The organism is Actinomadura coerulea, from assembly GCF_014208105.1.
Lineage (GTDB): Bacteria > Actinomycetota > Actinomycetes > Streptosporangiales > Streptosporangiaceae > Spirillospora > Spirillospora coerulea.
Genome location: NZ_JACHMQ010000001.1, coordinates 7,332,195 through 7,350,918 on the forward strand (window position 1 = coordinate 7,332,195; position 18,724 = coordinate 7,350,918).

Consider the following 18,724-nt stretch of genomic DNA (forward strand, 5'->3'; position numbering starts at 1 on the left):
GGCGCACTCGCGCGCCGCCCGGCCTTTCCCCATTGTCCGAGGCTGGTACGAATCCGAATTCGTGACCGAGGGCCGGATCGGCTACTCGCTTCGGCCGACTCGGCGGCGCTCTCGGACCGGGACCGCCACTCGATAACACGTGCCGGTGAGCCTGACGGTCCCGGCCGACCCTTCCGACCGTTCCACGAGTGGCCGCTTCCGCCGTTCACGAGTGGCCGTCCACCGGCGGTCTCACATCGCCGTGCAGGCGATGTGACTCAGCTCGCCCCGCCGGCTCGGTGTTGCCTTCCGGCTTCGACTCCGTACGGTCTTGATCAAGTCCTGCTCAGCGGGGCCCCTGCCTAGTGCAGCACGTGACCAAAGCCCGAAAGGCTGGGTAATCATCATGAACCCGACCAACGACCGCCGTCTCGTGACCTCCCGTCCCGGGGCCGGTCTCCCCCCCGTCCGCTACGCCGGGCCCGCCATCACCCGGGGCGGCTTCCCCAGGGTCGGCTTCACCGAGCTCGCCCTGGTGAAGCTGGTCGTGGTGGAGTACGACGCGGTGTGGATCCCCGTGCTGGACCTCGCCACGTTGCGCGTCACCGTGGTGAGGTTCCTCGTGGCGCGGGTCACCGTGCGGCGGGTCGCCATCCTGCGGACCACCGTCGTGGAGTACACGTCGGCGGGCTGCTTCCTGCGGGAGTACGTCATGCTGAAGTACCTCCAGGAGGAGTACACCCCGTACGGGTACGACTGGGCGGAGCACACCGCTCTGGCCTCCGCGGTGGCGTGGCGAGCGTGGTAATCGCGCCGTAGGCCCCTGGCCTGCGCGGTTCCATCGTCAGAAGCACCAGGAAGAGGACGCCGCCACGGCGCCCCCTTCCACGGCCCCGGCGTGAAGCCGGCGGTCGACTGAAACCCTCGGCTCCGTCGAACCGGGCCGATTTCTCACCTGAAGCGCACCGTCCTGCATTGTGCGCTTTCCACAAAGCGGCCCTTCTCCTTTGGGAGAAGGGCCGCTTTCGTTGGGAGATGAGTGCGCGACGTGCGATCGCCGAGGACTCGGGAGGACGCCTGAACAGCACCAGCGCGGAGACGGCGACCGGCACCGGGCCGCGCCGACCTCAGACCCACAGATGTCCGCCAGGCGCACACGCGTCGGCCAAAGGCCCTTGGCGGTGGCAGGAAAAGCGCCTCCGGCAGGATTCGAACCTGCGGCACCCGCTTTAGGAGAGCGGTGCTCTATCCCCTGAGCTACGGAGGCGTGTCGTCGCTCGCGGGTAGAGCGTAGCGGACGGCACCTACAGGGTAGGGGAAGGGGAGTGGTGAGCGCTCCCTCTTATGCGCGCCGGGCTCTAGGCCGGGCGGGGGCGGTGTGGGTACGCTTCCGTTCCGTGACGGGACGGCATCGTGGGCAGCCGAAGGACCGGGACGCCTTGGACGCGGTGGGCGAGGACTCACCGCGCGGCAGGCGGATCACGGTCGTCGCCGCGGCGTTCGCGGTGCCCGTGCTGGTGGCGTCGGTGATCGCGTTCGGGCTGCGGGACGAGCCCGTGCGGGAGGGGCCGGAGTCGGCGGGCGGGCCCGCGCGGAGCCTGGCGCCGGCGGCGCCGGAGGGTGAGCCGACGTTCGGGGCGTACGTGCCGCCGGAGGCGGAGCCTCAGGTGGCGACCAAGCCGCCGAAGCGGGCGCCCAGGCCGGTGGTGACGCCGCGCAGGCGGGCGCCCGCGCCGGCGCCCTCCCCGTCCGTGCGGGGGCGGCGGCCGTGCCCCGCCGGCTGGGAGGACGTCTGGTGGATGCGCCGGTGGTGCGAACATCACCGAAGTCGCTGAACCGGTTACGGACAGGTCATCGTAGAACCTGTAGTAGCGTTCTGCCGCTGTTCCGCTTTTGGGCATCAGGAGGAAAACCACCGTGCCGAACCCCCGGTCGGCGGCGCTGACCGCGGTCTTCCTGGTGATGGCGACGCTCTCACCGCACGGCGCCGCGAACGCGGCCGCGGGGGCCGACTCGCTTGAATCGCTGCGCCGCGAGGCGACGAAGGCGCGCACCGAGCTCGAGAAGGCCACCAAGCAGATGGAGACCCGGAAGAAGGACCTGGCCGGGTCGCAGGTGAAGCTGCGCGCCACGCTGAAGGACCTCGCGGGGGCCGAGGCGGAGCTGAACCGGATACGCGAACCGCTGGCCAGGCTCGCGAACACCTCCTACCAGCAGAGCGGCGCGACCGGCTCCATGGCGATCTTCGGGGGCGGCGATCCGAGCACGGCGCTGCGGTCGACGGCGGACGTGACGCTGATGGCGACGTCGCAGCAGGCGCTTGTGGACCGTGCCGACGAGCTCCAGGACCGGCGGAAGCGGCTCGCCTCCACGGCGCAGGAGCTCCAGTCGCGCAACGCGGTCGAGCAGACCCGCCTCCAGCAGGAGGTGGACGGGCTGAAGAGCCGGTCGGCGCAGCTGACCAGGCAGCTCAACGCGATGCTCGACAAGCTGGCGATGACGCGGCAGAAGCGGCTCGAACTCGGGTGCGACAGGTCGCTGGCGAAGGACGCGAAGAAGTTCCCCAACGGGCTCATCCCGTCGAAGTACCTGTGCCCCCTGCCGCAGAAGAACGGGCACATGCTGCGGGCGGACGCGGCGCTCGCCTTCTACAAGCTGAACGAGGCGTACAAGCGCAGTTTCGGCCGCGACATGTGCGTGACGGACGCCTACCGGAGCCTGTCCGAGCAGCACCGCGTCTACGCGCAGCGGCCCGGCTTCGCGGCCGTCCCCGGGACGAGCAACCACGGCAAGGGGCAGGCGCTCGACCTGTGCGGTGGTGTGCAGAGCTCGGGTTCCACCCAGTTCAACTGGATGGAGGCCCACGCCGGGAAGTACGGATGGATCCACCCCGCCTGGGCCTACAGCAACCCCTTCGAGCCCTGGCACTGGGAGTTCGGGACGGAGAACGGCTGAGCCGGGCCGCCCGGCGTCAGCGGGGGGACGGCACCTCGTTGGCGGGGACGACCTCCGCGGTGCAGTAGCGGCAGCGGCGGGCCAGCACCGGGATGTCGCTGAGGCACTGCGGGCACTCGCGCTCGGTGGCCTCCTTGCCGCGGTCCATCCGCTCGATCAGCTTGGTCGTCGGGAGCACGACCAGGAAGTAGACGATCACGGCCGTGATGAAGAACGCGATCGCCGAGGTCACGAAGACCCCGTACGGGAACGTGGTGCCGTCGATGGTGACGGCGAGGCGCGTGTAGTCGGGCTTGCCTCCGAGAAGGGCGATCAACGGGGTGATGAAGGAACTCGCGAAGTCCTTCACGAGCCCGGCGAACGCCGCTCCGACGACGAACGCCACCGCGAGTTCGACAAGGTTCCCGCGGAGGAGGAACTTCTTGAATCCGCTCATGCCGGCTCCAGGTTGGTGGGGGTAGCGCCCCTGGCTGTGAGGGCGCCTGAAACGGCTACGGATCGTAATGAAGTCCTCCCTGTTTAGCCAAGTCGACCCACCTCACCTGCCCGAAGTCGAGGGCGGTGGTCGTCGTCCGCCTGGGGTCAAGGGGCAGTGATCGTCAGGGTCAGGGGTGCTGCGGCGGCGGCCAGGGCGACGGCTTGGGGGCGATCGGTCGCCAGGACGACCAGGGCGCCGTCCTGGGGGCCGTTCTCGTCCGGGGGAGGGATCGCTATGACCGGGACCTCCGACACCACCACGCGGGCGCCGTCCCAGCGGGGGCGGGGGCCGTTCGCGGCGTCGGGCGCGGACGGGACGGTCAGGACGTCCACGCGGTCGCCGGGGCGGACGAGGCGGGCGGCGCCCGCGTCGGCCAGCCGGACCGGTGCGGCGACCGTGCCGGGGCCGTAGCCGCGCAGGAGTCCGGCGCCGACGACGCGGGCGTCGGTGAGGGGTTCGCCGCGGCGCATGGGGCCGGCGAGGACGCGGCCCGCGCCGCCCGCGCGGAGCGCGCCCGACGGGACGGCGGACGGCGGCAGGTCGAGGTGGCGCAGGTCGGCCGTGCCGAGGGGCGTCCCGGCGGGCAGGTCGCGGGCGGCGGCGAGGACGCGGACGGACGGCGGCGGCCCGGGGCGCAGCGCCTGCAGTGCCAGGCCCGCGGCGGCCGCGGCGAACAGTGCCGCCAGCGGCCGCCGCAGGCGGGATAAGCGGGCGCTCACGGCAGCTCCAGGGGGAGCTTGATGCCGTCCAGGACGGTGGCGCAGGCGCAGGTGCGCTGGGCGGGCAGCGCCTTGACGACGTCGGCGACGACGCCGCGGAGCCGGTCGATGTTCTCGCCGAAGACGCGCAGGACCTCCTCCATCGTGACGCCCTCGCCCTCCTCGATGCCCGCGTCGAGGTCGGTCACCAGGCAGAGCGAGGTGTAGCAGAGCGCCAGCTCGCGGGCGAGGACGGCCTCCGGGTGGCCGGTCATCCCGATCAGGGTCCAGCCCTGGGAGGCGAACCACCGGGACTCGGCCCGGGTCGAGAAGCGGGGGCCCTCGATGACGACGAGCGTGCCGCGGTCGACCGGGGGCCACCCCGAGGCCCGCGCGGACTCGACGGCGGCGCGGCGGCCGGTCGGGCAGTACGGGTCGGAGAAGGAGACGTGGACGGCGGCGCCCTGGTCGTAGTAGGTCTGGTCGCGCCCCGACGTCCGGTCGGCGAGCTGGTCGGGGACGGCCAGCGTGCCGGGCCCGAGGTCGGGGGTCAGGGAGCCGACCGCGCACGGGGCCAGCACCTGGCGGACGCCGAGGGACCGCAGCGCCCACAGGTTGGCCCGGTAGGGGATCTTGTGCGGGGGGAAGCGGTGGTCGCGGCCGTGCCGGGGGACGAAGGCGACGCGGCGGCCCGCCAGCTCGCCGATCGCGATGGGGTCGCTGGGCGGGCCGTAGGGGGTGTCGACCCGCACCTCCTCGATGTCGTCGAGGAACGAATAGAAGCCGGAGCCGCCGATGACCCCGATCTCGGCGACGGGCTGGGACGCGGAAGCCTGAGTGGACATGCCGCCGACCCTAGCCACCCGGCCCCCGCCCCCGGCAGGCCGTCCGCCGATTGTGGATAACTCCGCCGCCGCACGACGAAGGGCCCGGCCGGAGCCGGGCCCTTCCGCGTTCCCGGACGTCAGCCGACCGGGTCCAGCACCTTGGCCTGCGCGGCGGGCGCCTCCTTGGCGAGCCGTCCCGGCGTCCAGATCCGCCGTCCGATGTCGTAGGACAGGGCGGGCAGCAGCAGCGACCGGACGACGAGGGTGTCGAGCAGGACGCCGAAGGCGACCGCGAAGCCCATCTCGACCATGAACACCAGCGGCAGTGTGACCATGGAGGCGAACGTGGCCGCGAGGACGAGCCCGGCCGAGGTGATCACACCGCCGGTGACGGTGAGGCCCCGCTGGATGCCGCGCCGCGTGCCGAGGGCCTGCGACTCCTCCCGGACGCGGTGCATCAGGAAGATGTTGTAGTCGACCCCCAGCGCGACCAGGAAGATGAAGGCCAGCAGCGGGAAGCCGGAGTCGGTCCCCTCGAACCCGAAGAGGTGCTCGAAGATGACCGCGCAGGCGCCGAGCGAGGCGAGGAACGACAGCACCACGGTGCCCATCATCAGCAGCGGCGCGACGACGGCGCGCAGCAGCGCGATGAGGATGATCAGCACCACGGCCAGCACGATCGGGATGATGACCTTGTTGTCGCGGGCGGAAGCGCGCTTGATGTCCAGGTACGTCGCGGTCGTCCCGCCGACCTTGGCGTCCGCGGACGGGACGGCGTGCACCGCGGCCCGCAGCCGGTCGATGGTCGCGCGGGCGGCCCCGCTGTCCGCGGCGTCCTTCAGCGTGGCCTCGTACTTGACCAGGCCGCCCGCGGTGGCGGGGGCGCTGACCTCGGCGACGCCGGGCGTCCCGCGCACGGCCTGGGCGATCTGGCCGGACGCCGGGGCCTTGCCGATGACGAGGGCCGGGGAGCCCGAACCGGCGGCGTAGTGCCGTGCGATGACCTCCGAGCCCTTCACCGAGTCGGGCTTGCCGGTGAACTGGCCCGCGTCCGACAGGCCGTCCGCCTTGAGCGAGCCCAGCCCGAGCGTGAGGACGATGAGGCCGAGCATGGTCAGGGCCCAGAGCGCGCGCGGGCGCTTGCCGACCATCCCTGCGACGCGGCTCCAGACGCCGTGCTCGGCCTCGTACGCCTCGGGCTTGAGGTACTTGGCGTCGTAGCGGGGGATCAGCGGCCAGAACAGCCAGCGGCCGCAGATGACCAGGAGGGCGGGCAGGAGGGTCGTCATGGCGGCGAGAGCGGTGAGGACGCCCGCGGCGGCCACGGGTCCCATGCCGGCGGTGGAGTTCATGTCGGCGAGCATCAGGCACAGCAGGCCGACGGCGACGGTGGCGGCGGAGGCGATGACGGCGGGCGCGGCACGGTGCAGCGCGTAGGCCATGGCCTCGTGCCGGTCCTCGTGCCGGTGCAGTTCCTCCCTGTAGCGGGCGACGAGCAGCAGGGCGTAGTCGGTGGCGACACCGAAGACGAGGACGGTGAGGATGCCGGCGCTCTGGCCGTTGACGGTGAGGTCCGCGTACTTGGCGAGCAGGTACACGGTCGACTGGGCGAGCCCCAGGGCGAAGACGGCGCTCAGCACGGGGACGAACCACAGGACGGGGCTGCGGTAGATGAACAGCAGCAGGACGATGACGACGAGGCCGGCGGCCATGAGCAGGAAGCCGTCCAGGCTCTGGAAGACCTCGAACTGGTCGGCGCCGCCGCCGGCGGGGCCGGTGACGTGCGAGGCCAGTCCGGGGGGTCCGCGCTCGGCGAGGTCGCGCGCCTGGTCGACGGCGGCGGTGAGGTCCTCGTCCGTCAGGGGCACGAGGGTCTGCAGGGCCTTGCCGTCCTTCGACGGGAACGGCCCCTGGGCCTGCTGCGCTCCGGGCAGCTTCTGGAACGCGGCGACGTCGGACTGGGCCTTGGCCCTGTCGGCCGCGGTGATCCCGCCGGCCCGCTCGTAGACGATGACGGCGAGCATCGTCTCGTCCTTGCGGAACCGCTCCTGCAGCTCCACGACCTGGGTGGACTCGGCCCCGGCGGGCAGCCAGGACGCCGCGTCGTTCTTCTCGACGTCGCCGAGCTTGCCGGCGAGGGGGCCGAGAGCGGCCAGCAGGACGATCCACAGGGCCAGGACGGCCCATTTGGTGCGCCTTCCGGCGATCAGTCCGGCCAGGCGGTGTGTCCGCGGCCTCGGGGGAGCCGGGCTAGGTGCGCTCATGGTTCCTCTCCTGTGTGCACCGGGCAAATCGAGTTATATCGCGTTCGCGCCAAGAGTCTCTCGTCGATCGAGACATGTCAAGTAATGTCGCGACTTTGAACGGCGTCGCGGAGGGGTAAGACTCTCACTACTAGAGTCTCTCTAAAATAGAGCTAAGTCAAGTCGTGCGACGGGAAGGCCCTGCCGTGCCGGGGATCGCTCCCCGTCTCCTGCCTGTCTCCTCCATGGTCCCGAAAGGCGCGCGGCCGCGCCTCCGGCGTCAGGACGGACCTGAGCTACGTCGTCCGACGCAAACGAAAGCCGCCGCCTACCCCTGAAGGTGTAGGCGACGGCTTTGGACACGGCGAAGACCGGGGGATCGACCCGATCCCCCGGTGCGAGCGGAGATGCCTAGAAGGTCAGGCGACCTTTTCGGAGGACGACGACTTGCCGGTCGACGAGGACGACGACGAGTCGGACGACGACGAGGACGAGCTCGGCTTGGCGGAGTCGCCCGAGGAGCCGCCCGAGTCGCCGGAGGAGCCGTTGGACGATCCGTTGGACGAGCCGTTCGACGAGGCCCCCGCGGTGGAGGACGACTTGCCGGAGCCGCGGCTGTCGGTGCGGTAGAAGCCCGAACCCTTGAAGATGATCCCCGCGGCGGAGAAGACCTTGCGGAGCCTGCCGGTGCACGCCGGGCACTCGGTCAGCGCGTCGTCGCTGAACTTCTGCACGACCTCTAGAGGCTCGCCGCACTCGGTGCAAACGTACTGATACGTCGGCACGGTTCCTCCTCGCTGACTCAGACCGGCGCGAGCCGGACTGGCACTCACTCTAGACGACTGCTAATGGTACCCATGCGTGGAACAGGATTCGCCCCCGGGATGTTCCCGGGCGTCGCGTCGCGGGACCTGGGCGTCCTTCCGGTGCCGCGGGACCCCGGCCCCGCGGCACCAGGGCGCCGCGGGACTCCGGGTCACTGGCCCTTCTCGCCGAACCAGCCCGCCAGCCTGCCCTTGCGGCTGACCGCGCGGAGCCTGCGCTCGGTGGCCTCGCGCACCTCGGCGGTGGTCACGACCAGCAGGGTGTCGCCCGCCTGCAAGGGGGTGGTGGACTCGGGCACGAAGCTCGCCCCGTCCCGCACGACGAGGGTGATGGACGCGCCGGGCGGCAGCCGCAGCTCGAAGATCTCCACGCCGCTCATCAGCGAGTCGCCGGGGATCCGCACCTCCAGCAGGTCGGCGTGCAGCTCCTCCAGCGGCGCGGCCTCGACGTCCAGCTCGCGGGTCTGCTCGTCGCTGGTGAGGCGGCACAGGCGCGAGGCCAGCGGCAGCGTCGGCCCCTGGAGCAGGGTGAACAGCACGACGATGTTGAACACGATCGCGAAGAGCCGGTCGGCGTGCTCCACGTCCGCGACCATCGGGATGGTGGCCAGGACGATCGGGACGGCTCCCCGCAGCCCCGCCCAGGACGCGAACACCTTCTCGCCCCACGACAGGCGGAACCCGATCGTGGAGAGCACGACCGACAGGGGCCGGGCCACCAGCAGCAGGACGAAGCCGATGACGAGCGCCGGCAGGATCTGGCCCGGGAGGTCGCCGGGATCGGCGAGCAGGCCCAGCATCACGAACAGCCCGATCTGCGCGAGCCAGCCGACGCCCTCGGCGAAGCCCCGGGTGGCGGGCCGGTGCGGAAGCCGCGCGTTCCCGAGGACGAGGGCGCTGACGTAGACGGCGAGGAACCCGCTGGCGTGCATCAGGGAGGCGGCCCCGTAGGAGCCGATGGACAGCGACAGCACGGCGATGGGGTAGAGGCCGGACGCGGGGAGCGCGACGCGGCGCAGCGCCTGCGCACCCAGCCAGCCGATCGCGACGCCGACGATGGCGCCCGCGACCAGCTCGTAGACCATGACGCCGAGCAGTTCGGCGAGGTTGGGGGCCGTGGTGTGGGCGCTGAGCGCGACCACGATGATCACGACGGGGGCGTCGTTGAAGCCGGACTCGGCCTCCAGCAGGCCGGTCAGCCGGGACGGCAGGGGCAGCCGCCGCAGCACCGAGAACACCGCGGCCGCGTCGGTGGGGGCGAGCACGGCGGCGAGCAGGAACGCGGGGCGCCACTCCATGCCGACGAGCCACATGGCGGCGAGCGCCACGACGACGATACTGATCAGGGTGCCGAGGGTGGAGACGCTGAGCGCGGCCGGCACCGAGGGCCGCACGCGCCGCCAGCTGGTGGTGACGCCGCCCTCGGCGAGGATGAGCACGAGGGCCGCGAGGCCGAGCGTCTCGGCCAGTTCCGCGTTGTCGAACCGGATGTGGAGGGGGCCGGACTCGCCGATGAGAAGGCCGAGGCCCATGTACGCCAGCAGCGTGGGAAGGCCTGCCTGGTGCGACAGCCGGACCGCGATGATGGCGCTGAGTACGAGCGTGGCCCCGAGGAGTAGCCAGATGTCGAGGTGCACATCCCACCCTTCGGGGTCGTCAAAGTTGATCGTTTAGGAATCCTACAGATTCGCGGACGAATCGCATATTTACGGTTGAGGGACGGCGTGTCCGGGATGGCCGCTATCGCCGGATGACCTGTGGATTAAGCCCGTTCACCACGTTCTGTACGTCTCGTCCCTGAACGACCGCGGTGACGTTGTCGCGGACCATCCCGAGCAGGTTCAGCTGCGACTGGACGGACGCCCCCGCGGCGTGCGGCGACAGCAGGACGTCCTCGCGGGAGCGCAGCGGATGCCCCTCCGGAAGCGGCTCCTGCTCGAACACGTCCAGGGCCGCCCCGGCGAGGCGTCCCGAGTCCAGCGCGGCGAGGACGGCGCCGTCCGGCGCGATGCCCCCGCGCGCCACGTTCACCAGGAGCGCCTTGTCCGGCAGCAGGGCGAGACGCTCCGGACCTATCAGCCCCTTGGTCTCCTCGGTCAGCGGCAGGGCGATGACGAGGATGTCGGACATCGCCATGAGCTCGTCCAGCTCCCGGTACGTCGCCGCCGCCTGGGGACGCCTCCGCCTCGTCCAGTACGACACCGCGCAGCCCAGCGCCGCGAACAGCCGCGCGGCCTCGGCGCCGATCGCGCCGAACCCGACGATGCCGACCCGCTGCGTGTGGATCTCGCGCGGACCGAGCGCCGCCATCTCCATCTGCGGCCATCCGCCCGCGCGGACCGCCCGGTCGCCCCGCGCGAGGTTGCGGCACAGCGCGAACGCCGCGCCGACCGCCCACTCGGCGACCCCGCGCGCGTTGAACCCCGCCGCGTTCGCCACCGGCACGCCCGCCGCCGCCCACGCCGCGACGTCGATGCTGTCGGTCCCGACCGCGGGCATCTGGACGAACGACACCCGCGGCGCCGCCGCCACGGCCCCGGCGTCCAGCGCCAGCCGGCCGGTGAAGTCGCCGATCACCAGGTCGGCGCCGCCGAGCGCGTCGAGCAGGCCCGCACGGTCCCTGGTCCGCGGGAACGCGACCTCGGCGGCGTCCCCCAGGGGCGCGAACAGCCCTTGGACGATCTCGTCCGCGATCGGGGGCAGGGAAAGGATCCGCCACGGCGCCGTCATCTCGCTCCTCCCGTCAGGCCGTACCCGACCGCGTCCCCCATTCGCGATCTCGGCCCCCTCACTCTACGAGCAGGCCGGTGCCGCCGAGCAGGTCAGCCCAGGCGGACCAGTCCCCGCGCCGGCGTCACCACCGCCCGGACGCGCTGGTCGTGCGGCTCGGCGGGCACGCTGTCGACCAGTTCCCCGTCGTACAGCAGCGCGGCGGTGAGGATCGCCGGGCCCACGCGCGCGAGCGCCCGGTCGTAGGAGCCGCCGCCGCGGCCGAGGCGCACGCCCGTCCGGTCGACCGCCACCGCGGGCACCAGTACGACGTCCGCGCTGGCCACGGCGCCGGGGCCGCGCGGCGGCTCGGACGACTCCAGGCATCCGCGGGCCCCGGGGACGAGCGAGTCGGGCCCCTCGTAGGACGCCCAGTCGAGGTCGCCGTCCGGGAGCAGCCGCGGGACCAGCACGTACGCCCCGCGCTTCCACAGCGCGAACAGCAGGCTTCGCGTGTCCGGCTCGTCGCCTATGGAGACGTACGCCGCGATGGTCCCGGCCATCTCCACCTCCGGGACCGACAACAGCGCGTCCCGGATCGGGCGCGCCGCGCCGGAGCGCGTCTCGGACGGCATCGCCGCACGTCGTGCGAGCAGTTCGGCTCGGAGGCCGGTCTTCGTGACGATGGGGTGCACGCTGTGGTCCTCGTTGATGGCTAGGGTCGGGTGCATGGCCGACATTGCACCAGTGCTCAAAGCGGTCGTCCCGGCGGCCGGCCTCGGTACCCGATTCTTGCCCGCGACCAAGGCGACTCCCAAGGAAATGCTGCCCATCGTCGACAAGCCGGCGATCCAGTACGTCGTCGAGGAGGCGGTCGACGCCGGGCTGTCCGACGTCCTCATGATCACCGGGCGCAGCAAACGGTCCATCGAGGACCACTTCGACCGAGCCTACGAGCTCGAGGAGGCGCTGCGCGCCAAGGGCGACGACGAGCGCCTGGAGGCCGTGCACGAGTCGAGCGATCTGGCGATCATGCACTACGTCCGGCAGGGCGAGCCGCGCGGCCTCGGGCACGCGGTGCACTGCGCCCGCCAGCACGTCGGCCGCGAGCCGTTCGCGGTGCTGCTCGGCGACGACATGATCGACGCCCGCGACAAGCTGCTGCGGCGCATGATCGAGGTGCGCGGCCAGTACGGCGGCAGCGTCATCGCGCTGATGGAGGTCGAGCCCGACCAGGTGTCGGCGTACGGCTGCGCGGCCATCGAGGCGACGGACGAGGACGACGTCGTCCGGATCTCCGACCTCGTGGAGAAGCCCGCCGCCGAGGAGGCCCCCAGCAACTGGATCATTATCGGCCGCTACGTCTGCGACCCCGCGGTGTTCGACGTCCTGGAGAAGACCCCGCCCGGCCGCGGCGGCGAGATCCAGCTGACCGACGCGCTGCGCACCCTCGCCGACATGCCCGCCGACCAGGGCGGCGGCGTCTACGGGGTCAAGTTCCGCGGCCGCCGCTACGACACCGGCAACAAGCTGGAGTACCTGCGGACGGTCGTCCAGTTCGCGGCGGACAGGCCCGATCTGGCGCCGGAGTTCCTGCCGTGGCTGCGGGAATTCGTCCGGACGCAGGACGGCGTGGGCGACACAGCGGATTCGTGACGAGGCGTCAGACTGGGGCCGTGGCTATGAGAACGGTCGACGAGCATCTGACGGAGATCCTCGGCAGCGTGGCGCCGCTGCCGCCGCTTGACCTGGCACTGCTGGAGGCGCAGGGCACGGTGCTCGCCGAGTCCGTGTCCGCGCCGGTGCCGCTGCCGCCGTTCGACAACTCCGCGATGGACGGCTACGCCGTGGTCGCGGCCGACATCGCGGCGGCCACCGAGACCGACCCGGTCGTGCTGCCCGTCGTCGGCGACATCGTCGCGGGCGACTCCGGCCTGTCGGCGATCCGGCCCGGCCTGACCGCCCGGATCATGACGGGCGCGCCGCTGCCCGCCGGCGCCGACGCCGTCATCCCCGTCGAGTGGACGGACGGCGGCAACGCCACCGTCCGGATCTCGCGCCCCGCCCCGCCGGGCAACTACATCCGCCGGGCGGGGGAGGACGTCCTCGCCGGGGAGGTCGTCGCCGAGGCCGGCACCCGGATCACCGCCGCGCGGATCGGCATGCTCGCGGCGGTCGGACGGTCCCGGGTCACGGTGCGGCCGAGACCGCGCATCGTGGTCGTCTCCACAGGCGACGAACTGCGCGAGCCCGGCACCTCGCTGGCGCCCGGCCAGATCTGGGAGTCCAACAGCTTCATGCTCACCGCCGCCGTGGTCGAGGCAGGCGGAACGGGCTTCCGGCAGGCCACGGTGCAGGACGAGCCCGCCAAGGTCCTGGAGATGCTCCACGACCAGCTCGTCCGGGCCGACGCCATCGTCACCACCGGGGGCGTCTCCATGGGCACCAGGGACGTCGTCAAGGAAGTGCTCGCCGGTACCGGGACGGTCGATTTCCACAAGGTGCGGATGCGTCCCGGCAAGCCGCAGGGGTTCGGCCTCCTGGAAGGCATTCCCGTCTTCACGCTCCCTGGTAACCCCGTGAGCGCGTACGTGTCGTTCCAGGTGTTCGTCCGTCCCGCCCTACGCGTCATGCAGGGGCTGCCAGAAGAACCACTCCCCACGGTGAGCGCCGTCGTCGCCGAGGACATCAAGTCCCCTGCGGGGCTACGCCACTTCCTGCGGGGCAAGCTCTCGTTCACCAGGGGCTTCTACACCGTCACAGCGGCGGGCGTGCAGGGCTCGCACCAGCTCGGGTCCCTGTCGTCCGCCAACGCGCTCATCGAGATTCCGGAGGACGTCGAAGCCATGCCGGCCGGTTCGCACGTCGAGGTCATGAGGTTGCCGTCATGAGCGCCATGGGGTCCGAGTTCACCCATCTGGACGACCAGGGAGCGGCCCGCATGGTCGACGTGTCGTCCAAGGACGTCTCGACCCGGACGGCCACGGCCACGGGGTTCGTCCGCCTGTCGCCCGACTGCGTCGCCCTCCTGCGCGCCGGGGACATCCCCAAGGGCGACGCCCTGTCCGTCGCCCGCATCGCCGGGATCATGGGGGCCAAGCGCGTGCCCGACCTCGTCCCGCTGTGCCACCCGATCGCGCTGCACGGCGTCACCGTCGACCTCGCCGTCGGCGACGACGGAGTCGCGATCACGGCCGTCACCCGCACCGCAGACCGCACCGGCGTGGAGATGGAGGCGCTCACCTCCGTCACCGTCGCCGCGCTCGCGCTGGTCGACATGGTGAAGGCCGTCGACCCCGCCGCCGTGATCACCGACGTCCGGGTCGAGGAGAAGACCGGCGGCAAGACCGGGGTGTGGCGCCGGTGATCAGGGCGATGGCGGTCACCGTCTCCAACCGCGCCGCGGCGGGCGTCTACGAGGACAGGTCCGGCCCCGTGCTGGTCGAGATGCTGGAGGACATCGGCTGCCAGGTGGACGGCCCCGTCGTCGTCCCCGACGGCGAGCCGGTCACCGGCGTCCTGCGCGACGCGGTCGCCGCCGGGTACGACGTCGTCGTCACCTCCGGCGGCACCGGCCTCACCCCCACCGACCAGACCCCCGAGATGACCAGGCCGGTCATCGAGCGGGAGGTTCCGGGCATCGCCGAGGCCATCCGGCTGGAGGGCCGCGAGAAGGTCCCCGCCGCGATCCTGTCGCGCGGCCTCGCCGGCATCGCGGGCCGCACCCTGATCGTCAACCTGCCCGGCTCGACCGGCGGCGTCCGCGACGGCATGACCGTCCTCGCCCGCGTCCTGCCCCACGCGGTGGACCAGATCAACGGCGGCGACCACCCCCGCCCCCCGGGCTAGCCCGCGCCCGCCCGGAGGCTACGCCTGGATGACGTGGACGCCGGCCTCGGTGAACGCGGCGAGTTCGGACTCGGGCGCGGTCGCGTCCGTCACCAGGACGTCGATCTCGTCGGTACCGCAGATGCGGGCGAACGCGCGGTGGCCGATCTTGGAGCCGTCCGCCACCACGACCACCCGGTCGGCGCGCTCGGCCATCAGCCGGTTCACCACGGCCTCGCCCTCGTTGTGGCAGGTCGCGCCGTGCCGCGCCGTCACCCCGTTCACCCCGATGACCGCCACGTCCAGCGTCACGTGGTCGAAGATGCCGGTGGCGAGCGGCCCGGTCAGCTCGTAGGACTGCGGCCGCGGCACCCCGCCCGTCAGGACGATCTTCACGTGCGGCCGGACGGCCAGCTCGTTGCCGATGTTCAGCGCGTTCGTCACGATCGTGATCGCCGGGGTCGGGCCCTCGGCGTGCAGGTCGGCGCGGGTGGCGAGCACCCGGGCGACCTCCGAGGTCGTCGTGCCCCCGTTCAGCCCGATGATCGAACCCGGCTCGGCGAGCTCCGCGGTCGCCGCCGCGATCCGCTGCTTCTCCGTCGCGTGCCGCGCCGCCTTGTACCGCAGCGGCAGGTCGTAGCTGACGCTCTGCGCGACGGCGCCGCCGCGGGTGCGGGTCAGCATCTGCTGCTGCGCGAGCTGGTCGAAGTCGCGGCGGATCGTCGCGGCCGACACCCCCATGCGCAGGGACGCCTCCTCGACGGTGAGCCGCCCGGCGTCCGCGAGCAGTTCGAGCAGCGCGTTCCAGCGCTCGTGCCGGGTCACACCGGTCCCCTTTCCTGCGGGTGGACGGGAGTCCGGGGAGGTGGTCATCCGCGGATTCTAGCCCTGCGCGCCCCTGGCCTTACCTGAGCGATCGGGCCATGGAACAATCAACAACGATCATATGCGTGCATTGGGGGATTCCATGGCGAAGCCGGAGGACGGCACCGTCTCCTTGTCCAACGCGCGGATCGTCCTTCCGGACGGCGTCCGCGACGGCGCCCTCCACATCGCCGGCGGCACGATCGCGGCCGGCCCCGGATCCGGCGAAGTGATCGACCTCGCGGGCCGGCACGTCGTGCCCGGCTTCGTGGACATGCACGTCCACGGCGGCGCGGGAGCCTCCTACCAGCTCGGAAACCCGGACGAGGCCCGCCGGGCCGCGTCCTTCCACCTCGCTCACGGCACCACCACCACGATGGCGAGCCTCGTCACCGGCGACACCGACGAACTGGCCGGCGCCGTCGAGGGCCTGGCCGGCCTCGCCGCCGACGGCGTGATCGCGGGCATCCACCTGGAGGGCCCCTACCTGGCCCGCTCGCGCTGCGGCGCGCACGACCCGGCGCTCCTGCGCGACCCGGACCCCGCCGAGTTCCGCCGCCTGGTCCGCCTCGGCCGCGGGCACCTCCGCATGATCACCCTCGCCCCGGAGCTGCCGGGCGCCCTCGACCTCGTCCGCGAGGCGGTGGACGCGGGCGTGATCGCGGCCGTCGGCCACACCGACGGCACCGGCGAAGCCGCCCGCGCGGCGTTCGACGCCGGCGCGCGCGTGGCGACGCACCTGTTCAACGCGATGCGCCCGCTGCACCACCGCGAGGGCGGGCCGGTCGCCGCCGCCCTGAACGACCCCCGGGTCACCGTCGAACTGATCAACGACGGCGTCCATGTGGAGCCCGCCGTGGCCCGCCTCGTGTTCGCGGCCGCGCCCCGCGTCGCGCTCATCACCGACGCGATGGCCGCCGCCGGGATGGGCGACGGCGACTACCGCCTCGGCGTGATGGACGTCGAGGTCCGCGACGGCCGCGCCGTCCTCGCGGGCGGGACGTCCATCGCGGGCAGCACGATCACCATGGCGGACGCGTTCCGCCGCGCCGTCGCCGACGTCGGCCTGCCGATCGAGCGCGCCGCCGAGGCCGCGTCCCTCACCCCGGCGCGCGCCCTCGGCATCGACGCGCGCGTAGGGTCACTGGAGCCCGGCAAGGACGCCGACCTGGTCGTCCTGGACGACGACCTGCGCGTCGACTGGGTCATGAGACGCGGCCGCCGCGTGTGACGGCGGTTGCCGAACGTCCCGCGTGCCCGATTTCTCGGGGACAATATGGCGTTCGGACATGCGACCAGGGAATCATGGAACCGTGGAACGTTTGCGGGGATGGCCGGTCACCCTGACCGAGGGCCCTGTAGGGCTGCGCCCGCTGCGGCACCGCGACGCCGCCGTCTGGCGCGAGTTGCGGGTCCGCAACGCCGACTGGCTCCGCCCCTGGGAGCCCACCAATCCGGAGACGCCGCTGTTCCGCAGCGGCCTCGGCCCGTACATCAGCATGGTCCACACCATGCGCCGCGAAGCCCGCCACGGCCTCGCCCTTCCCTGGGTCGTCACGCACGAGGACGATTTCGCCGGTCAGCTCACCATCGGCGCGATCGTCTGGGGTTCGGCCCGGTCCGCGCAGATCGGCTACTGGGTCGACAGGCGCGTCGCCGGCCGCGGCGTCATTCCCACCGCCGTCGCCCTCGCCGTCGACCACTGTTTCTTCACCGTCGGCCTGCACCGGCTCGAAGCCAATATCCGTCCGGAGAACACCGCGAGCCGCCGGGTCGTCGAAAAACTCGGATTCCGCGAAGAGGGAATTCGGCGCCGCCATCTCCACATCGACGGCGCCTGGCGCGACCACATCTGCTACGCCCTCACCGTCGAGGACGTGCCCGGTGGCCTGCGCGCCCGCTGGCTGGCGGAGCGGAAACAGGCATTTCCCCGGCGCACCTGAGCGGCCCATGACTTTCCCGCCGTAAGAATCCTGCGATCGAGAAGTCCCGGCAAACGGAGAGTAACGGCGAGATCGATCTCGCGACACACCGCCCCTTATGCTCGTCAACCTCTGACAGCCCCTCGTACCGTGCGGGGCGTGGCCCTGCTCCCATTGCACGTTCGCGCGCCGAAAGTCGGCCCGCCTCACGAGCGTGCCCTGGAACGGTGGGGCCGATGAGCAGCGCCGTCCTTTACCTCGCGATCGTCGCCGTCTGGGCCGTCGTCCTGGTACCGATGTGGCTGCGCCGCGACTCCGAGACCACGGGAATCTCCCGCCTCCTCCACAAGCGTCCCGACGAGCCCGCCGACGAGCCCGCCGCCGAGGATGACGCCGACGAGGAGGAGACGCTCCGCGACGAGGAGATCTCCGCGCCGCGCCGCCCGGTCGGCCGCGCCACCGTCATCGCCCGGCGCCGCCGCCGCACCAGCGGCCTCGCCGCGCTGCTCCTCACCGCAGTGGCGGTCGCCGCCTCCGGCCTCGCGCCCTGGTGGATCGTCGCGCCCCCGGTCCTGCTCCTGGCGGGCCACCTGGCGCTCCTGCGCGTCGCCGTGGGCATGGACACCGCCCGCCGCCGCGCCGCCGCCCAGGCCCGCGCCGCCGCCCGCGCCCGCGCCCTCCAGACCCGCCGCGCCGCCGAGGCCGCCGAGACGGCCGAACCCGCCGAGGTCATCGAGCTCGTCACCCCCGACGAGGTCTTCGACCAGTACGCCGACGACCGCCGCGCCGTCGGCGAATGACCGGTGCGCGAGCAGTCCCCGATGTTTGCTAACCTTACGGAGTCCTCGGGGCTGTGGCGCAGTCCGGTAGCGCACCTCGTTCGCATCGAGGGGGTCAGGGGTTCAAATCCCCTCAGCTCCACCCAGGATTCGCAGGTCAAGGGCTTGATCGGAGCATACTCCGATCAAGCCCTTGATCGTTTGTCATCGAGATGTCATCAAGACCAACCGGCACCAGATGACACACCCCGGCAAGCAAGACCTAACCCTCACACCACCTGCCACCCGCGCACGCTCAAACGTCCTGGGTGATGCATCAAGATCTCCGATGGAGCCCAACTTCCCGTCAATGACTGGATGGAGCCCTGATCGCGGGCTGAGACGGTATCAACGGGCTCCTGAGCATGTATGACGCGCGAATCGGGGTCATGGCACCGCCTGCACCCGTGATGGCTGGTACAAGTCCATCCCGCCCACCTGGGGCGCCACGCTCTGGTCCGTCACCGCACCGACGTCGAACGCAGACGGTGTTGTAGTCGGTCATCCAGACAACAAGGGCGTGCTGGATCGGCACCAAACTCAGCTTCACTCTCCGTGAAGCCCTGCACGAGGCACGCA

General features: G+C 71.9%; 19 protein-coding genes and 2 tRNA genes. 11 read left to right on the forward strand and 10 right to left on the reverse strand.

The genetic code is table 11. The annotated features are described in order from the left end of the window. Window positions 1-385 precede the first annotated feature (385 nt). Window positions 386-787, forward strand: a complete 402-nt coding sequence (locus tag BKA00_RS34065; protein WP_185032071.1) for a hypothetical protein — start codon at window positions 386-388, stop codon at window positions 785-787. Window positions 788-1,173: 386 nt separating this feature from the next. Here BKA00_RS34065 and BKA00_RS34070 read toward each other — a convergent pair. Then, a tRNA-Arg gene (locus tag BKA00_RS34070) sits at window positions 1,174-1,246 on the reverse strand. Between the two features lie 130 nt (window positions 1,247-1,376). Between BKA00_RS34070 and BKA00_RS34075 the strand changes: the two genes are divergently transcribed. Together BKA00_RS34075 and BKA00_RS34080 are read left to right on the forward strand one after the other, a co-directional pair. Beyond that, window positions 1,377-1,814 (forward strand): hypothetical protein, encoded by a 438-nt coding sequence (locus tag BKA00_RS34075; RefSeq protein WP_185032073.1) that lies wholly within the window; start codon window positions 1,377-1,379, stop codon window positions 1,812-1,814. Between the two features lie 82 nt (window positions 1,815-1,896). After that, window positions 1,897-2,934, forward strand: coding sequence for a D-alanyl-D-alanine carboxypeptidase family protein (locus BKA00_RS34080; RefSeq protein ID WP_185032075.1), 1,038 nt, complete (start codon window positions 1,897-1,899; stop codon window positions 2,932-2,934). Between the two features lie 16 nt (window positions 2,935-2,950). On the opposite strand, the gene mscL is transcribed toward BKA00_RS34080, so the two are convergent. From mscL to BKA00_RS34120, 8 genes are all read right to left on the reverse strand, one after another. Beyond that, window positions 2,951-3,370, reverse strand: a complete 420-nt coding sequence (gene mscL / locus BKA00_RS34085) for a large conductance mechanosensitive channel protein MscL (RefSeq protein WP_185032077.1) — start codon at window positions 3,368-3,370, stop codon at window positions 2,951-2,953. Window positions 3,371-3,516: 146 nt separating this feature from the next. Beyond that, entirely contained in the window at window positions 3,517-4,131 is a 615-nt protein-coding gene (gene cpaB / locus BKA00_RS34090; protein WP_185032079.1) for a Flp pilus assembly protein CpaB, read from the reverse strand. After that, a complete protein-coding gene (locus BKA00_RS34095) occupies window positions 4,128-4,955 on the reverse strand; it encodes an S-methyl-5'-thioadenosine phosphorylase (protein ID WP_185032081.1) in 828 nt (275 codons plus the stop codon). Before BKA00_RS34095 ends, cpaB begins: the two co-directional genes overlap by 4 nt. 119 nt (window positions 4,956-5,074) lie before the next feature. Further along, window positions 5,075-7,201 (reverse strand): MMPL family transporter, encoded by a 2,127-nt coding sequence (locus BKA00_RS34100; protein WP_185032083.1) that lies wholly within the window; start codon window positions 7,199-7,201, stop codon window positions 5,075-5,077. Between the two features lie 398 nt (window positions 7,202-7,599). Continuing rightward, entirely contained in the window at window positions 7,600-7,965 is a 366-nt protein-coding gene (locus tag BKA00_RS34105; protein WP_185032085.1) for an FmdB family zinc ribbon protein, read from the reverse strand. A 191-nt stretch (window positions 7,966-8,156) separates the two neighbouring features. Then, on the reverse strand, window positions 8,157-9,641 hold the full coding sequence (locus BKA00_RS34110) for a potassium/proton antiporter (RefSeq protein WP_185032087.1): 1,485 nt from the start codon (window positions 9,639-9,641) through the stop codon (window positions 8,157-8,159). A gap of 103 nt (window positions 9,642-9,744) precedes the next feature. Continuing rightward, window positions 9,745-10,734, reverse strand: a complete 990-nt coding sequence (locus tag BKA00_RS34115; protein WP_185032089.1) for an NAD(P)-dependent oxidoreductase — start codon at window positions 10,732-10,734, stop codon at window positions 9,745-9,747. A gap of 92 nt (window positions 10,735-10,826) precedes the next feature. After that, window positions 10,827-11,444 carry a 5-formyltetrahydrofolate cyclo-ligase gene (locus BKA00_RS34120; protein ID WP_185032091.1) on the reverse strand — a complete coding sequence of 206 codons (618 nt, stop codon included), beginning with the start codon at window positions 11,442-11,444 and terminating at the stop codon, window positions 10,827-10,829. Here BKA00_RS34120 and galU point away from each other — a divergent pair. The 4 genes from galU to BKA00_RS34140 are packed head-to-tail and all read left to right on the forward strand — an operon-like array spanning window position 11,443 to window position 14,562. Beyond that, on the forward strand, window positions 11,443-12,369 hold the full coding sequence (galU, locus tag BKA00_RS34125; RefSeq protein ID WP_185032093.1) for a UTP--glucose-1-phosphate uridylyltransferase GalU: 927 nt from the start codon (window positions 11,443-11,445) through the stop codon (window positions 12,367-12,369). The two genes, BKA00_RS34120 and galU, sit on opposite strands and share 2 nt — an antisense overlap. Before the next feature lie 26 nt (window positions 12,370-12,395). Continuing rightward, a complete protein-coding gene (gene glp / locus BKA00_RS34130; RefSeq protein WP_185035175.1) occupies window positions 12,396-13,604 on the forward strand; it encodes a molybdotransferase-like divisome protein Glp in 1,209 nt (402 codons plus the stop codon). Window positions 13,605-13,609: 5 nt separating this feature from the next. Then, entirely contained in the window at window positions 13,610-14,080 is a 471-nt protein-coding gene (moaC, locus tag BKA00_RS34135; protein WP_185035177.1) for a cyclic pyranopterin monophosphate synthase MoaC, read from the forward strand. Between the two features lie 8 nt (window positions 14,081-14,088). Further along, window positions 14,089-14,562: a MogA/MoaB family molybdenum cofactor biosynthesis protein gene (locus BKA00_RS34140; protein WP_185035179.1), complete on the forward strand. Its 474-nt coding sequence runs from the start codon at window positions 14,089-14,091 to the stop codon at window positions 14,560-14,562. Between the two features lie 18 nt (window positions 14,563-14,580). Here BKA00_RS34140 and BKA00_RS34145 read toward each other — a convergent pair whose 3' ends face one another. Continuing rightward, window positions 14,581-15,414, reverse strand: a complete 834-nt coding sequence (locus BKA00_RS34145; RefSeq protein ID WP_221493415.1) for a DeoR/GlpR family DNA-binding transcription regulator — start codon at window positions 15,412-15,414, stop codon at window positions 14,581-14,583. A 94-nt stretch (window positions 15,415-15,508) separates the two neighbouring features. Between BKA00_RS34145 and nagA the strand changes: the two genes are divergently transcribed. The 4 genes from nagA to BKA00_RS34165 all read left to right on the forward strand — a co-directional run bounded on the left by nagA (window position 15,509) and on the right by BKA00_RS34165 (window position 18,248). Beyond that, window positions 15,509-16,636, forward strand: coding sequence for an N-acetylglucosamine-6-phosphate deacetylase (nagA, locus tag BKA00_RS34150; protein ID WP_185032095.1), 1,128 nt, complete (start codon window positions 15,509-15,511; stop codon window positions 16,634-16,636). A gap of 58 nt (window positions 16,637-16,694) precedes the next feature. Next, complete coding sequence (locus BKA00_RS34155; RefSeq protein WP_185035183.1) at window positions 16,695-17,348, forward strand: GNAT family N-acetyltransferase; 654 nt, start codon at window positions 16,695-16,697, stop codon at window positions 17,346-17,348. 215 nt (window positions 17,349-17,563) lie between these two features. Further along, window positions 17,564-18,127 (forward strand): divisome protein SepX/GlpR, encoded by a 564-nt coding sequence (gene sepX / locus BKA00_RS34160; protein WP_185032097.1) that lies wholly within the window; start codon window positions 17,564-17,566, stop codon window positions 18,125-18,127. A 47-nt stretch (window positions 18,128-18,174) separates the two neighbouring features. After that, window positions 18,175-18,248 (forward strand) — tRNA-Ala (locus BKA00_RS34165). Window positions 18,249-18,724 lie beyond the last annotated feature (476 nt).

Coding starts and splice junctions, on each gene's coding strand:
- sepX (WP_185032097.1), top strand. CDS start 17,564: ATGAGCAGCGCCGTCCTTTACCTCGCGATCGTCGCCGTCTGGGCCGTC.
- BKA00_RS34120 (WP_185032091.1), bottom strand. CDS start 11,444: ATGCACCCGACCCTAGCCATCAACGAGGACCACAGCGTGCACCCCATC.
- moaC (WP_185035177.1), top strand. CDS start 13,610: ATGGGGTCCGAGTTCACCCATCTGGACGACCAGGGAGCGGCCCGCATG.
- BKA00_RS34100 (WP_185032083.1), bottom strand. CDS start 7,201: ATGAGCGCACCTAGCCCGGCTCCCCCGAGGCCGCGGACACACCGCCTG.
- BKA00_RS34095 (WP_185032081.1), bottom strand. CDS start 4,955: ATGTCCACTCAGGCTTCCGCGTCCCAGCCCGTCGCCGAGATCGGGGTC.
- nagA (WP_185032095.1), top strand. CDS start 15,509: ATGGCGAAGCCGGAGGACGGCACCGTCTCCTTGTCCAACGCGCGGATC.
- glp (WP_185035175.1), top strand. CDS start 12,396: ATGAGAACGGTCGACGAGCATCTGACGGAGATCCTCGGCAGCGTGGCG.
- galU (WP_185032093.1), top strand. CDS start 11,443: ATGGCCGACATTGCACCAGTGCTCAAAGCGGTCGTCCCGGCGGCCGGC.
- BKA00_RS34155 (WP_185035183.1), top strand. CDS start 16,695: ATGCGACCAGGGAATCATGGAACCGTGGAACGTTTGCGGGGATGGCCG.
- mscL (WP_185032077.1), bottom strand. CDS start 3,370: ATGAGCGGATTCAAGAAGTTCCTCCTCCGCGGGAACCTTGTCGAACTC.
- BKA00_RS34115 (WP_185032089.1), bottom strand. CDS start 10,734: ATGACGGCGCCGTGGCGGATCCTTTCCCTGCCCCCGATCGCGGACGAG.
- BKA00_RS34065 (WP_185032071.1), top strand. CDS start 386: ATGAACCCGACCAACGACCGCCGTCTCGTGACCTCCCGTCCCGGGGCC.
- BKA00_RS34145 (WP_221493415.1), bottom strand. CDS start 15,414: ATGACCACCTCCCCGGACTCCCGTCCACCCGCAGGAAAGGGGACCGGT.
- BKA00_RS34140 (WP_185035179.1), top strand. CDS start 14,089: ATGGCGGTCACCGTCTCCAACCGCGCCGCGGCGGGCGTCTACGAGGAC.